The sequence below is a fragment of the Microbispora triticiradicis genome (assembly GCF_005864065.1).
Taxonomy (GTDB): domain Bacteria; phylum Actinomycetota; class Actinomycetes; order Streptosporangiales; family Streptosporangiaceae; genus Microbispora; species Microbispora triticiradicis.
The window spans coordinates 290,385-304,297 of sequence record NZ_VANP01000006.1; the positions used below are offsets into that span (position 1 = coordinate 290,385).

Genomic DNA, 13,913 nt, shown 5'->3' on the forward strand with positions numbered 1-13,913 from the left:
ATTCACTCGTAGTCGGCGCTCGCGGCCACGACCTCGTCGCCGGGAGCGGGCTCCTCACGGCGTACGACGACGGTGCTGATCCGGTTGCGGCGTCCCGCGAGGTTCTCGGCGGTCAGGCGCAGGTCGCCGATCACGGCCTCGGAGCCCGCGATCGGCACCCGGCCCAGGGCGTGCGCCAGCAGGCCGCCGACCGTGTCGACGTCCTCGACCTCGATCTCGGTGCCGAACAGCTCGCCCAGCTCGCCCGCCGGGAGCCGCGCGGTCACCCGGGCGGCGCCGTCGTCGAGCCACTCGATCCGCGGGGTCTCCTGGTCGTACTCGTCGGCGATCTCCCCGACGATCTCCTCGATCACGTCCTCGATCGTGACGAGACCGGCGGTGCCGCCGTACTCGTCGATGACGATGGCGAGGTGGATCTGCCGCGCCTGCATCTCGCGCAGCAGCTCGTCGATGGGCTTGCTCTCCGGCACGTACGTCGCGGGGCGCATGAGCTCGTCCACCCGGACGCCGTCGTCGCCGGTGTCCTGTATGCGGCGGACGATGTCCTTCAGGTAGGCGATGCCCACCACGTCGTCCTCGTTCTCCCCGACGACGGGAACGCGGGAGAAGCCGCTGCGCAGCGCCAGCGAGAGCGCCTGGCTCAGCGTCTTGCCCCGCTCGATGAAGACCATGTCGGTGCGCGGGACCATGACCTCGCGCACCAGCGTGTCGCCCAGCTCGAAGACCGAGTGGATCATCTCGCGCTCGTCGGGCTCGATGACCCTGCGCTGCTCGGCGAGGTCGACCAGGTCGCGCAGCTCCGCCTCGGAGGTGAACGGCCCCTCCCGGAAGCCCTTGCCGGGAGTGAGCGCGTTGCCCAGCAGGATCAGCAGCTCGGGCAGCGGTCCGAAGATCTTGGTCAGGCCGTACACGACCGGCGCGCTCGCCAGGGCGACGGGCTCGGCGTGCTGGCGGCCGAGCGTGCGCGGCATGACCCCGACGATCACGTAGCTCACCAGGATCATGGCCACGGCCGCCCCGGCGTACGCCTGGCCGCGGTCGCCGAGCCAGTCGATGAACAGCAGCGTCGCGATCACCGTGGCGACGAGCTCGCAGCTCAGCCGCAGCAGGAGCACCAGGTTGAGGTAACGCGGGGGGTCGGCGACGATCGTCTGCAACCGCACCGCGCCGCGCCGCGCCTCCTTGACGAACTCCTCGGCCCGTACGCGGGAGATGCGGGTCAGCGCGGTCTCGGCGCTCGCGAGAAGGCCGCCGACCACGATGAGGACGACGGCCGAGACCAGCCAGCCGTTGTTCACGGCTTCCGCCGCACCTCCCGCCAGGCGCCGAGGAGCTCGTCCTGCAGCCCGAACATCTCGGCGTGCTCCTCGGGCTCCGCGTGGTCGTAGCCCAGCAGGTGGAGGATGCCGTGCGTGCACAGCAGCTCCAGCTCGTCCTGGGCGCTGTGCCCGGCCTCGGCGGCCTGCTTCTCGGCCACCTGCGGGCACAGCACCACGTCGCCCAGCAGCGCGGGGTCGGGGGACGCGTCCTCGTCCCGCCCGGTGTTGGGGCGCAGCTCGTCCATCGGGAAGGCCAGCACGTCGGTCGGGCCCGGCTCCCCCATCCACTGCTCGTGCAGCTCGGCCATCGCCCCCGCGTCGATCACCAGGATCGACAGCTCGGCCAGCGGGTTGATCCCCATCCGGCCCAGGACGTGCCCGGCGAGCTCGACGAGTGCCGTCTCGTCGACCTCGACGCCGGACTCGTTGGCCACCTCGATGCTCACGGGGTCTCCTCACCCGCCATGGTCGTGCTCACCGCCGGTTGTTCCGCGGCCGCTTGTTGATCGCCCGTGGCTCGGAGGCCACCGCGGCGTCGTATCGGCCGTAGGCGTCGACGATGTCGCTCACCAGCTTGTGCCGGACCACGTCCGCGCTGGTCAACCTGCTGAAATGGATGTCCTCGATGCCTTCGAGGATCTGCTGGACGACCTTGAGGCCGCTGTCCTGACCGCCGGGCAGGTCGATCTGGGTCACGTCGCCCGTGACCACGATCTTCGAGTTGAACCCGAGCCGGGTCAGGAACATCTTCATCTGCTCGGGCGAGGTGTTCTGCGCCTCGTCCAGGATGATGAAGGCGTCGTTCAGCGTGCGCCCGCGCATGTAGGCGAGCGGCGCGACCTCGATCGTCCCGGCCGCCATGAGACGGGGGATCGAGTCGGGGTCCAGCATGTCGTGCAACGCGTCGTACAACGGCCGCAGGTAGGGGTCGATCTTCTCGTAGAGCGTGCCGGGCAGGAACCCGAGCCGCTCCCCCGCCTCGACGGCGGGGCGGGTGAGGATGATCCGGTTGACCCGCTTGTTCTGCAGGGCCTTCACGGCCTTCGCCATCGCCAGGTACGTCTTGCCGGTGCCGGCGGGGCCGATGCCGAAGACGATGGTGTGACTGTCGATCGCGTCGACGTACCGCTTCTGGTTGACCGTCTTCGGGCGGATGGTCCGGCCCCGGGAGGACAGGATGTCCAGGGACAGGACCTCGGCCGGGCGGTCGGTGGCCATCCGCAGCATGTGGATGCTTCGTTCGACGGCGTCGGGGGACAGCTCGGCACCCGAGCGGATCAGCTCCGTCAGCTCCTCGAAGAGGCGGACGACGACGCCGCTCTCCTCGGGACTGCCGGTGATGGTGATCTCGTTGCCCCGTACGTGGATGTCGGCGCTGAATGCGCCCTCGATGACCCGCAGCAGCTCGTCACCCGACCCGAGGAGGCTGACCATCGGCTGCCCCTCGGGGATGACTACCTTGGCCTGGGTCTGGCTGATGTGCTGTGACTCGGACATGGGCGGCCCTTGCGGCCCTGATCGCCTCCTCGGTTCCCTCTCATGCTACTAGGGCGTCCCTAGCCCGGGGGCCAGGTGAGGCTCCGGCCGCCGAGCACGTGCGCGTGCACGTGGAAGACCGTCTGCCCGGCGCCGGTCCCGGTGTTGAACACCACTCGGTAGCCCGCCTCGGCCACGCCCTCCTGGACGGCCACCGCGTGGCAGGCCGTGAGCAGGTCGTCCGCGAGGCCGTCGTCGGCCGCGGCCAGGGCGGCGGCGTTCTCGTGATGGGCCTTGGGCACGACGAGGACGTGTGTCGGGGCCTGCGGGTTGACGTCGCGGAAGGCGAGCGCCCGCCCGGTCTCCAGGACGATGTCCGCCGGGATCTGCCTGGCCACGATCTTGCAGAATAGGCAGTCGGTCACGCGCCTCACCCTAACGGTCGCCGACGACGATTGATGACGGCAATGATCCTCGCGGCTACTGTGGTTGTGCGAGACTTCACCAGACAACCCCCCTAGTGTCGCGCGAGGACACCGCTGGGCCATGCCCTCTAATGATTCGGAAGAACGTAAACCCCCCGGGGATGACGAGCGTCCTATTGACGTGACCACCGAGACCCTCGTGGCCGACAGGTCGTTGGGGACGGTGCCCGTCGGGTGGGATGCCGACATGGCCGTGACGGCGCTCTACAGCGCTCACTATCGGTCACTGGTGCGTCTCGCGGTGCTGCTGGTCCGTGACGTGGCCAGCGCGGAAGAGGTCGTTCAGGACGCCTTCGTCGCTCTCCATGGAGCGTGGCGGCGCCTGAGGGACACCGACAAGGCACTGGCCTACCTTCGCCAATCGGTCGTGAACCGCTCGCGTTCGGTGCTGCGGCACCGCGCGGTCGTCGAGAAGTACGCCCCGAAGGGCCTGCCGGACGCCCCGAGCGCCGAGAACGGCGCGATCGGCGAGCTCGAACGCTCGGCCGTCATCGAGGCGCTCCGCGGCCTGCCCACCCGGCAGCGCGAGGCGCTGGTGCTGCGATACTACGGCGACCTGTCGGAGGCCGAGATCGCGCACGCGATGGGCATCAGCAAGGGCGCGGTGAAGAGTCACACGGCCCGCGGCATGGCCGCACTACGCATGGCACTGGAGCAGTTCTCATGACCTTCCCGCCCGACGACGAGTACGGCGAGTCGCTCCGCCGTGCCCTGCGCGCGGAGGCGGACTCGGTCGTGCCGTCTCCCGAAGGACTCGACATCATCCGCCGGCGCATCGACCAGCGCGGCCTGCGCGGCCTGCGGAACGTGCTGTGGCTGCGGGTGGGCGCCGCGGCCGCCGGCGCCGTCCTCGCGGCGGGCGCGGTCGTGATGCTCGTCCCCGGCCTGCGCGAGCAGGTCGCCGACCGCACCGGTATCGCGGTGTCTGGCGACGCCCGCGAGGAAGACCCGCAGAGCTCGACCGTGACGCGGCCGCCCGCCGGCGGGACCGCCTCGCGGCCCGGAGTGGTGATCATCGTCACCACCAGCCCGAGCCCGTCACACGGGCGGACCAGCCCGTCCCCGACGCACCGGCCGGGCCCGGCCACCAAGCCGTCGCCGTCTCCGTCCGACCCCTGCGCGTCGCCCCCGGCGCGGGCCGGAGTGGTCGACCCCGACCCGACCCTGCCCGCGACGTGCCCGCCCACCCGGACGACCCGGCCCACGCCGCCGCCGGCCACGCACACCGCCGCCCCCTCGTCGGCTCCGCCCACGGTGACCGTCACGCCCTCGGCCACCCCCAGCGCCTCGCCCACGGAGGCGGCCACGCCCTACTCGGCCGAGACCCCCACCCCCTGACGGCCCCTGCTGACGATCGCGGTCCTCACCAGCGGCCGCAGCGGGCCAGCAGGACGGCCGCCGCGGCCACGCCCGCCGTCGAGGTGCGCAGCACGGTGGGGCCGAGCAGGGCCGGTACGGCTCCCGCCGCGCGGAACCCGGCGATCTCCTCGTCGGTGACGCCGCCCTCCGGGCCGACGATCACCAGGATGTCGCCGGGGACGTCCGGCAGCGTGAGGCGGCTCAGCGGCTCGGCGGCCTCCTCGTGCAGCACGACCGCGAGCGCCGCCGCCGAGACGAGCGAGCAGACCCGCGCGGTCGCGGCCTGCTCGGTCACCTCCGGCAGGTGGAAGCGGCGGGCCTGCTTGGCCGCCTCGCGCGCCGTGCTCCGCCAGCGCGCGAGCGACTTGCCGGCCCGGTCGCCCTTCCACTGCGTGACGCAGCGGGCGGCGGCCCAGGGGACGATCACGTCCACCCCGGCCTCGGTCATCATCTCGACCGCGAGCTCGCCCCGGTCGCCCTTGGGCAGCCCCTGCACGACCACCAGCCTCGGCCGCGGGGGCGGCACCTCGTAGCGGCGCAGTACCGCGGCGGTCAGCGCATCCTTGCCGGCCGACGTCACCGTGCACTCGGCCACCCGGCCCGCGCCGTCGGTGAGGTCGACCCGCTCCCCCGCCCGCAGGCGGCGCACCGACGCGGCGTGCCGCCCCTCGGGCCCGTCGAGGACGATCGTGTCCCCGGTCTCACCGGCCGCCTCCGACAGGAACACGGGAACGCTCACGACCTCACCGGCCGTTGAAGGCGTCCCGCAGGCGGGAGAAGAAGCCCTGCTGGCCCGGGGAGAACTTGCCGGGCGGCCGTTCCTCCCCGCGCAGCTTCGACAGCTCCCGCAGGAGTTCCTCCTGCTGCGGGTCGAGCTTGGTCGGCGTCTCGACGTTCACGTGGATCAGCAGGTCGCCCCGGCCGGTCTCGTTGAGCCGCTGGATGCCCTTGCCGTACAGGGGGATGACCTGGCCGGCCTGGGTGCCGGGCCGCACGTCGATGGCCTCCGCGCCGTCGAGGGTGTCGATCGACAGGACGGTGCCGAGCGCGGCGGCGGTCATCGGGATCTGGACGGTGCAGTGCAGGTCGTCGCCGCGGCGTTCGAAGATCTGGTGCGGCCGCTCGACGATCTCCAGGAACAGGTCGCCCGGAGGGCCTCCGCCCGGCCCGACCTCGCCCTCGCCCGCGAGCTGGATGTGCGTGCCGTCCTCGACGCCGGCCGGGATCCGCACCTTGATCGTGCGCCGGGTCCTGACCCGTCCCTCGCCCGAGCACTCCATGCAGGGGTGCCGGATGACGCTGCCGTACCCGCCGCACTGGGGGCAGGGGCGCGACGTCATGACCTGGCCCAGGAACGAGCGGGTGACCTGGGAGACCTCGCCCCGCCCGTGACACATGTCGCAGGTGTCGGGGTGGGTGCCGGACGCCGCCCCGGAGCCCTGGCAGACGTCGCAGACCACGGCCGTGTCGACCACGATCTCTCGGGTGGTGCCGAAGGCGGACTCCGCCAGGTCCAGTTCGACCCGGATGGTGGCGTTGCGGCCTCGGCGGGCACGCGAGCGGGGACCCCGCGCGGCGCCGGCGGAACCGAAGAAGGCGTCCATGATGTCGCTGAACGGGAAGCCCCCGCCGAAGCCGCCCGCCCCGGCCGGCCCGCCGCCACTCGCGAACGGATCGGCGCCCATGTCGTACATGCGGCGCTTGCCCGCGTCGGACAGCACCTCGTACGCCTGGTTGATCTCCTTGAACCGCTCCTGGGTCTCCGGATCGGGGTTGACGTCCGGATGCAGCTCACGGGCGAGACGGCGATACGCCTTCTTGATCTCTTCCTGGCTGGCGTCGCGCCGGACGCCAAGGGTCGCGTAGTAGTCGTTGGACACTTATGACCCCGCCAGGATCTGGCCCACGTACCGCGCCACCGCGCGCACCGCACCCATCGTCACCGGATAGTCCATTCGTGTCGGGCCCAGCACTCCAAGCCGGGCCAGTTCCTTGTCGCCCGAACCGTATCCGGCGGCCACGATAGAGGTGCCGCGCAGCCCGCTGTAGGGATTCTCGGATCCGATTCTGACGGTGAGTTCGGACAGCCCGCCGGTCTCGCCCAGCAGGCGCATGAGCACGACCTGCTCCTCCAGCGCCTCAAGCACGTCACGCAGGCCGACGCTGAAGTCGGCGCCCGCCAGATTGGCCGTACCGCCGAAGACGATCTTCTCCTCGTGCCGCTCGACGAGCGTCTCCAGGAGCACGGACATGATGGTCGCCACCACCGGCCTCTCCTCCGGCGGCAGCCGTTCGGGGATGCCGGCCACGGTCTCGGGCACCTGCGAGAGCCAGCACCCGTCGAGGCAGCCGTTCAGCACGGAGCGCAGGTTCGCGATCCGGTCCTCGGCGAGCGCCTCGGGCAGATCGACCACCCGCTGCTCGACCCGCCCGGTGTTCGTGATCAGCACCAGCATGACCCGGCGCTCCGCCAGCGGGACGATCTCCACGTGGCGGACCGACGACCTGGTGAGCGAGGGATACTGTACGACGGCCACCTGCCGGGTGAGCTGCGCGAGCAGCCGTACCGTGCGCATGACGATCTCGTCGAGGTCGACCGCCCCGGCGAGGAACGTCTCGATGGCCCTGCGCTCCGCCCCCGACAACGGCTTGATCTGCGACAGCCGGTCCACGAACAGGCGGTATCCCTTGTCGGTCGGGACCCGCCCGGCGCTGGTGTGCGGCTGCGTGATGTAGCCCTGCTCCTCCAGCGCCGCCATGTCGTTGCGGATGGTCGCCGGGGAGACGCCGAGGTTGTGCCTGTCCGCCAGGGCCTTGGACCCCACCGGCTCGTTGGTGGACACGTAGTCCTCGACGATGGCGCGCAGGACGGCGAGCTTGCGGTCGTCGAGCAATGTGTCACCTCCCTGTGCCCTGGAAACACCGACTCTGGCACTCTGTGTTCCCGAGTGCCAAGTGTACGGCTACCACCGCTCGGCGTGCGATAACGAGCAGACGATCAGGGGCAACACGCCGTGAATCCGGGCGCAACCGGCGGGCCGGCGGCCCGGGATTTGCTAGCGTTCCCCGCATGTACGGGCGGGACGTGCTTTCCGGAGACTGGCGGCGGCCACGGCGGGGGCAGATCCCCGAGATCCCGGCCGAGCCCGATCTCGTGGTCGAGGACGCCGAGGGCCGTTTCTGCGGCGCGGTGGTGGACTGCGACAAGGAGGCCGTGACGCTGGAGGACCGCTTCGGGCGGCGGCGGGTGTTCCCGCTGACCCCCGCCGGGTTCCTCCTCGACGGCAGGCCGGTGACGCTGGTCCGTCCCCAGGCCCGGCCGTCCGGCCCGCTGCGGAGCGCCTCCGGGTCGATCGCGGTCGGGGGGCTGCGCGCCCAGGTCGCCAAGGAGAGCCGCATCTACGTCGAGGGCGTCCACGACGCCGCGCTGGTCGAGAAGATCTGGGGACACGACCTGCGTGTCGAGGGGGTCGTCGTCGAGTTCCTGGAGGGCGTCGACGACCTGCCCGCGATCGTCGGGGAGTTCGGCCCGGAGCCGGGCAGGCGGCTGGGCGTGCTCGTCGACCACCTGGTGCCCGGCTCCAAGGAGAGCCGCATCGCCGCCCGGGTCTCCGGCGCGGACGTGCTCGTCGTGGGGCACCCCTTCGTGGACATCTGGCAGGCGGTCAAGCCCCGGGCGCTCGGCATCCAGGCGTGGCCGGACGTGCCGCGCGGCGTGCCCTGGAAGGAGGGCGTGATCGCCGCGCTGGGCTGGCGGATGGACCCCCAGGAGGCGTGGCGGCACATCCTCGGCCGGGTCACGACCTACGCCGACCTGGAGCCCGAACTGCTCGGCCGCGTCGAGGAGCTCATCGACTTCGTCACCGCCCCCGATCAGTCGGACTGAGGGGTCAGCCGGATCAAGGGGTCAGGTCGCGTACGACGGCGTCGGCGAGGAGCCGGCCGCGCAGCGTGAGGACGGCCCGGCCCGCCTTGAACGCCTCGGTCTCCAGCAGCCCGTCCCCCAGCGCCCGCGCGCAGGCCGTACGCGCCTCGGGGGCGAGGTCGGCGAGCGGGAAGCCCGAGGCGAGGCGCAGCTCCAGCATGACGCGCTCGACGGCCCTGTCCTCCGCCGTCAGCACCTCCCGGGCGTGCGCCGGGGAGGTTCCGTCCGCCAGGCGGGCGGCGTACGCGGCGGGGTGCTTCACGTTCCACCAGCGGGTGCCGCCGACGTGGCTGTGCGCCCCCGGGCCCACCCCCCACCAGTCGCCGCCGGTCCAGTAGAGCAGGTTGTGGCGGCAGCGGGCCTCGTCCCCCGCCGCCCAGTTGGAGATCTCGTACCAGCTCAGGCCCTCGGCCGTCAGGGTCTCCTCGGCGAGGAGATAGCGGTCGGCCGCCACGTCGTCCTCGGGCATCGGCAGCTCGCCGCGCCGGATGCGGGCGGCGAGCCGGGTGCCGTCCTCCACGATCAGGGAGTACGCCGAGACGTGGTCGGGACCGGCCGCCAGAGCGGCCTTGAGCGAGGCCCTCCAGTCGTCGTCGCTCTCCCCCGGCGTGCCGTAGATCAGGTCGAGGTTGACGTGCTCGAACCCGGCCGCGCGGGCCTCCCGTACGGCCTCGGCGGGCCGGCCGGGGGTGTGCCGCCGGTCGAGGACGGTGAGGACGTGCTCGCCCGCGCTCTGCATGCCGAAGCTCATCCGGGTGAAGCCGCCCTCCCGCAGCTCCTTCAGGTAGGCCGGGTCGACGGACTCGGGGTTGGCCTCGGTCGTCACCTCGGCGCCCGGCCGCAGGCCGAACTCCTCGCCGACGGCGTCCAGGATCCGTACGAGGTCGGCGGCGGGCAGCAGGGTCGGCGTGCCTCCGCCGAAGAAGACGGTCTCGACCGGCGGCGCGGCGTCCCCGAGCACGCGCCGGGCCAGCCGCACCTCCTCGATCGCGGTGGCGGCGTAGTCGCGCTGCGCGGCGCCCGGCCCCAGCTCCGCGGCCGTGTAGGTGTTGAAGTCGCAGTAGCCGCAGCGCGTCGCGCAGAACGGCACGTGCACGTAGAAGCCGAACGGACGGGAGCCGAGCCCGTCGAGGGCTCCGGGCGGCAGCGCGCCGCTCGCGGGGACGGGATCGCCGTCGGGAAGCACGGAAGGCACGCCTCCAGTCTGCCGTCACTCGCGCGGTGCCGTTGACGGGGTGATCAGAGGGGTCTACGATCGGCGCAATTTACAGGAAACTTTCCTATAAGTTATCCCGGGAGGCCGGCGTGCTCATGAGAAGGACCCTCGCCGTGGCGGTCGCCGCCACCCTGGCCGCCGGGCTCGCGCCCGCCCAGGCCCAGGCCACGACGGGCGGGGACCGCTACAAACGGGTGGCCTACTTCATCCAGTGGGGGATCTACGGCCGGAATTTCCACGTGCGCGACGTGGACGCCAGCGGCGCGGCGGCGAAGCTGACCCATCTCAACTACGCCTTCGGCTTCGTCGGCCCCGAGGGCACCTGCTACTCGGCCGACCCCTGGGCCGACTGGCAGCGGCCGGTGCCCGCCGAGCAGAGCGTCAACGGTGTGGCCGACGCCGACGACCAGCCGCTCAAGGGCAACCTCGGCCAGCTCAGGAAGCTCAAGGCCCGCCACCCCGGCCTCAAGGTCCTCATCTCCATCGGCGGCTGGACCGGATCGAAGTACTTCTCCGACGCCGTTCTCACCCCCGCCTCCCGGGCCCGGCTCGCCGCCTCGTGCGTCGACCTGTGGCTCAAGGGCGACCTGCCCGGCCTGCCCAGCGGCGCCGCCGCCGGCGTGTTCGACGGCATCGACCTCGACTGGGAATGGCCCGGCTCCTCCGGAAACGACGGCAACGTCATCCGGGCCGAGGACAAGCAGAACTTCACCCTGTTCCTGGCCGAACTGCGCCGCCAGATGCGGGCCCACGACCGGCGCGCCGAACTCACCGCCTTCCTCCCGGCCGCCGCCGCCAAGATCGACGCCGGTTTCGAGGTGAAGAAGGTCTTCGGCCTGCTCGACTTCGCCACCGTCCAGGGCTACGACCTGCACGGGCCGTGGGAGAACCGCACCGGGCACCAGGCCAACCTGCTCACCGACCGCCGCGACCCCGGCCCGGTCAAGTACAGCGTCGACCAGACCGTACGCGACTACGTCGGCCGCGGGGCGCCCGCCCGCAAGATCGTCGTCGGCGTCCCCGCGTACGGCCAGGGCTGGACCGGGGTCACCTCCGGCGGCGACGGCCGCTACGCCCCCGCCGCCGGCCCCGCACCCGGCACCTGGGCCGCCGGCAGCGACGACTACAAGAACCTCGTCGGCAAGCCCGGCAGGCGCTACCGCGACCTGCTCACCGGCGCCCTGTGGCTCTACGACGGCAACGAGTTCTGGTCCTACGACGACCCCCCGCCGTCATGCTGCGGAAGGCCGCATACATCCGCCTCCAGGGCCTCGGCGGCTCGATGCTGTGGTCCATCGACCAGGACGACGCCAAAGCCTCCCTCACCTCCGCCCTCTACTCCGTCCTGAGGTGATCCGGCCTGGGGAGGGGGGCACCCCCTCCCCAGGCCGTGACGTCAGGAGGTCAGGGGCTGGTGCAGGTGGCGGTGGGGGTGGCCGCGCTGCCGTTGGCGGTGAAGCCGAACGTCGTGGACGCGCCCGCCGCGATCGAGCCGTTGTAGGACTCGTTGGTGACCGTCACCGAGGAACCGGACGAACTCTGCCGGCCGTTCCACAGGCTGCTGATGGTCTGGCCGCCCGGCCAGGTCCACTTCACGGTCCAGCCGTTGACCGCCGAGCTGCCCGCCTGCACCGTCACCTCGGACTGGAAGCCGCCGCCCCAGCTGTTGATCGTCTTGATCGTCGCCGAGCATCCGCCGGGAACCGGGGACGTCGACGGCGAGGCCGACGGGCTCGCGCTGGGACTCGCGCTCGGGCTCGCACTCGGGCTGGCGCTGGGGCTGGCACTCGGGCTCGCACTCGGGCTGGCGCTGGGGCTGCTCCCGGGGCTGCTGACCCGGTAGACCACGGTGCCGTGCGCCGGAACGCTGGCGGAGATCGTGCCGCTCGTGGTACTGGTCGCGTTGGTCCAGGCGTCCGTCAGCGTCACCGTGCCGCCGGACTTGCCGATGGCGGAGGTGGTCGTCGAGACCGTGGTGGTCGACCCGCCCTGGTTGAACAGGGCGACCGCGACGTCGCCGTTGGCGAGCTTCTTGGCGAGCACGCGCCGGGTGCCGTCGTTGGACACCTGGGTGGCCTGCAGGCCCAGCGAGTCCTGGTTGATCGCGATGAGGTTCTTGTTCTTGAGGATCGTCTGCGTCGCCGAGTCCATGGAGCGGATGTCGTTGCCCGCGATCAGCGGGGAGGCCATCATCGCCCAGAGCGCGAAGTGGCTGCGCATCTCGGTGTCGTTCATGCCGCCCCGGCCGATCTCCATCATGTCCGGGTCGTTGAAGTGCCCGGGACCGGCGTACGAGGCGAGCGGGACGGTGACGTTCACGATGTTCTGGATGCCCATGGGATAGCCGTTGGTCTGGCCCGTGTCCCACTTGTTCGTGATGTCCTCGGTGGTGCGCCACATGTTCGCGACGTCGCCCCAGTTGCGCTGGGGGCCGGTCTTCGAGTGGATGCTGTTGGGGTTGATGCTGTAGACGATCGGCCGGCCGGTCGCCTTCAGCGCGTCGCGCATCTTGGCGAACGTGGCCACCTGGTCGTTGATCGTGCCGTTCGGGGAGCACCAGTCGTACTTCAGGTAGTCGACGCCCCAGGCCGCGAACTGCCGGGCGTCCTGCGCCTCGTGGCCCTGGCTGCCGGTCGCGCCGGGGTAGCTGTTGAAGTACTGCGCGCAGGTCTTGTCCACGGGCACCTGGTAGATGCCGAACTTCAGGCCCTTGTTGTGCAGGTAGTCGCCGAGCGCCTTCATCCCGCTGGGGAAGCGGGAGGGGTCGCCCTGGATGTTGCCCGACGAGTCGCGGTTGGGGTTGAACCAGCAGTCGTCGACCACCACGTACTGGTAGCCGAGGTCGCGCAGGCCGCTGTTGACGATGGCGTCGGCCATCTGCCTGATCAGCGACTCGTTGATGTTGCAGCCGAAGGTGTTCCAGCTGTTCCAGCCCATCGGCGGGGTCCTGGCCACCCCGTTCTCCAGTGCCTGCGCCGGGCTCACGGTGGTGAGCGCCACGGCGCCCGACGCGAGGGCCAGCGCCGCCGTGACGGCGGGGACCAGCGTCGTGCGGATGCGTTTCCTGTCCATCGGCATCGCTCCTCAGCGGGTGCGCTTCAACTGACGGGGATGTTAGCGTTAACAACCGCCCGTGATCGTCGCCGATCACGTGCTGGCCATTGCGTATCCCATTGGCGAAGGTCCGGTGGCGACCGCGGACGGTGCCACGGCGCGGAGCCAATCCCATGCGCGGGGAACGGTCAAGACACCCGTGTGCGCGATGCCGGGGCACGAGCCGGGCCGCACCGGCCTGATCTGGGCGCGGGAGCCCCAGGCGGGCCGCGCGGCCGTGGCGCACCGGCTGTAACTTTCACCTCCCGCCCGTCCGGCGAGAGGTGACCGGTTCACGTGCTCGCGCGGCCGCCGTCACACCGTACGGCCGAGGTAGGCGAGCAGGCGCCGACGCGCACGATGGAGATCAGGAAGCGGGGGCCTCGGTGCGGCTTCCGAGCACGCGCTGGGCGACCCTGTCCCACTTCTCGCTGCGGCCGGGCTGGGCGAGGATCCGCCGCAGCAGGTCCCCGTCGCCGTGGTAGGCCCGGAACGCCTCGCCGATGGTCACGCCGTCCGCGGGCCGGTCCAGCACCGCGATCTCGTCGCCGGCGCCGAGTTCGCCCTCCTCGATCACGCGGAAGTACGCTCCCGTGCGGCCCGCCTCGGTGAAGCGCCTGACCCAGCCGCGCTCGTCGAGCCAGTTCCGGAACACGACGCAGGGGATGCGGGGATAGGTGACCTCCAGGACGGCGGTGCCGACCCGCCAGCGCTCGCCGAGGAGCGCCCCGGTCAGGTCGGTCCCCGATGTCGTGAGGTTCTCCCCGAACCGGCCGTCGCGCAGGTCCCGGCCCATCCGGGGCTCCCACCAGTCGTAGTCCTCCCGGGCGTACGCGTACACCGCCTGGTCCCGGTGCCCGTGGTTGGCGGTGTCGGCGCGCTCGTCCCCGGCCAGGCCGTTCCCGTGTACGGCGACTCGCCCCTCGGCGCGGCGCTTGTCGATGGCGGTACGCCGGAGGTCGCCGGCCCATTCCGCGTCGACGGCCCGGCCCACGTTCACAGAGAGGATACGCATGGCCAAACGTTAACGGATGGTCATG

The 13,913-nt window shown here is 71.5% G+C and carries 15 protein-coding genes; 5 read left to right on the forward strand and 10 right to left on the reverse strand.

Annotated features, from left to right (window positions below; all coding sequences use genetic code 11):
* Positions 1–2: 2 nt before the first annotated feature.
* The 4 genes from FED44_RS18065 to FED44_RS18080 are packed head-to-tail and all read right to left on the reverse strand — an operon-like array spanning position 3 to position 3,220.
* The gene (locus tag FED44_RS18065) at positions 3–1,298 is read right to left on the reverse strand and encodes a hemolysin family protein (RefSeq protein ID WP_167521507.1); all 1,296 of its coding nucleotides are present in this window, start codon (positions 1,296–1,298) and stop codon (positions 3–5) included.
* Positions 1,295–1,765, reverse strand: coding sequence for an rRNA maturation RNase YbeY (gene ybeY, locus FED44_RS18070; protein ID WP_111697200.1), 471 nt, complete (start codon positions 1,763–1,765; stop codon positions 1,295–1,297). The genes FED44_RS18065 and ybeY overlap by 4 nt, the downstream gene beginning before the upstream one ends.
* A 28-nt stretch (positions 1,766–1,793) precedes the next feature.
* Positions 1,794–2,816: a PhoH family protein gene (locus tag FED44_RS18075; protein ID WP_111697201.1), complete on the reverse strand. Its 1,023-nt coding sequence runs from the start codon at positions 2,814–2,816 to the stop codon at positions 1,794–1,796.
* A gap of 59 nt (positions 2,817–2,875) precedes the next feature.
* Positions 2,876–3,220 (reverse strand): histidine triad nucleotide-binding protein, encoded by a 345-nt coding sequence (locus tag FED44_RS18080; RefSeq protein ID WP_244302037.1) that lies wholly within the window; start codon positions 3,218–3,220, stop codon positions 2,876–2,878.
* Between the two features lie 247 nt (positions 3,221–3,467).
* On the opposite strand from FED44_RS18080, the gene FED44_RS18085 reads away from it, so the two are divergent.
* On the forward strand, positions 3,468–3,947 hold the full coding sequence (locus tag FED44_RS18085; protein WP_111697223.1) for a SigE family RNA polymerase sigma factor: 480 nt from the start codon (positions 3,468–3,470) through the stop codon (positions 3,945–3,947).
* Entirely contained in the window at positions 3,944–4,618 is a 675-nt protein-coding gene (locus FED44_RS35835; RefSeq protein WP_167521508.1) for a hypothetical protein, read from the forward strand. The genes FED44_RS18085 and FED44_RS35835 overlap by 4 nt, the downstream gene beginning before the upstream one ends.
* A 25-nt stretch (positions 4,619–4,643) precedes the next feature.
* Here FED44_RS35835 and FED44_RS18090 read toward each other — a convergent pair whose 3' ends face one another.
* From FED44_RS18090 to hrcA, 3 genes are read right to left on the reverse strand one after another with little or no spacing between them, the layout of a single operon-like run.
* Positions 4,644–5,378: a 16S rRNA (uracil(1498)-N(3))-methyltransferase gene (locus FED44_RS18090; protein ID WP_138461378.1), complete on the reverse strand. Its 735-nt coding sequence runs from the start codon at positions 5,376–5,378 to the stop codon at positions 4,644–4,646.
* Between the two features lie 4 nt (positions 5,379–5,382).
* Positions 5,383–6,519 (reverse strand): molecular chaperone DnaJ, encoded by a 1,137-nt coding sequence (dnaJ, locus tag FED44_RS18095; protein WP_111697205.1) that lies wholly within the window; start codon positions 6,517–6,519, stop codon positions 5,383–5,385.
* Positions 6,520–7,533: a heat-inducible transcriptional repressor HrcA gene (gene hrcA, locus FED44_RS18100; RefSeq protein ID WP_111697206.1), complete on the reverse strand. Its 1,014-nt coding sequence runs from the start codon at positions 7,531–7,533 to the stop codon at positions 6,520–6,522.
* Between the two features lie 176 nt (positions 7,534–7,709).
* On the opposite strand from hrcA, the gene FED44_RS18105 reads away from it, so the two are divergent.
* Complete coding sequence (locus tag FED44_RS18105; protein ID WP_138461379.1) at positions 7,710–8,525, forward strand: DUF3097 domain-containing protein; 816 nt, start codon at positions 7,710–7,712, stop codon at positions 8,523–8,525.
* Between the two features lie 13 nt (positions 8,526–8,538).
* On the opposite strand, the gene hemW is transcribed toward FED44_RS18105, so the two are convergent.
* Entirely contained in the window at positions 8,539–9,759 is a 1,221-nt protein-coding gene (gene hemW / locus FED44_RS18110; RefSeq protein WP_138461380.1) for a radical SAM family heme chaperone HemW, read from the reverse strand.
* Positions 9,760–9,875: 116 nt separating this feature from the next.
* On the opposite strand from hemW, the gene FED44_RS18115 reads away from it, so the two are divergent.
* The gene (locus FED44_RS18115; protein WP_244302038.1) at positions 9,876–11,129 is read left to right on the forward strand and encodes a glycoside hydrolase family 18 protein; all 1,254 of its coding nucleotides are present in this window, start codon (positions 9,876–9,878) and stop codon (positions 11,127–11,129) included.
* A 55-nt stretch (positions 11,130–11,184) separates the two neighbouring features.
* On the opposite strand, the gene FED44_RS18120 is transcribed toward FED44_RS18115, so the two are convergent.
* Positions 11,185–12,852 carry a cellulose binding domain-containing protein gene (locus tag FED44_RS18120; RefSeq protein WP_138461381.1) on the reverse strand — a complete coding sequence of 556 codons (1,668 nt, stop codon included), beginning with the start codon at positions 12,850–12,852 and terminating at the stop codon, positions 11,185–11,187.
* Between the two features lie 61 nt (positions 12,853–12,913).
* Here FED44_RS18120 and FED44_RS18125 point away from each other — a divergent pair, with 61 nt between their 5' ends.
* Positions 12,914–13,129, forward strand: coding sequence for a hypothetical protein (locus tag FED44_RS18125; protein WP_138461382.1), 216 nt, complete (start codon positions 12,914–12,916; stop codon positions 13,127–13,129).
* 111 nt (positions 13,130–13,240) lie between these two features.
* Here FED44_RS18125 and FED44_RS18130 read toward each other — a convergent pair whose 3' ends face one another.
* Positions 13,241–13,888 carry an MOSC domain-containing protein gene (locus FED44_RS18130; protein ID WP_138461383.1) on the reverse strand — a complete coding sequence of 216 codons (648 nt, stop codon included), beginning with the start codon at positions 13,886–13,888 and terminating at the stop codon, positions 13,241–13,243.
* Positions 13,889–13,913: the final 25 nt, after the last annotated feature.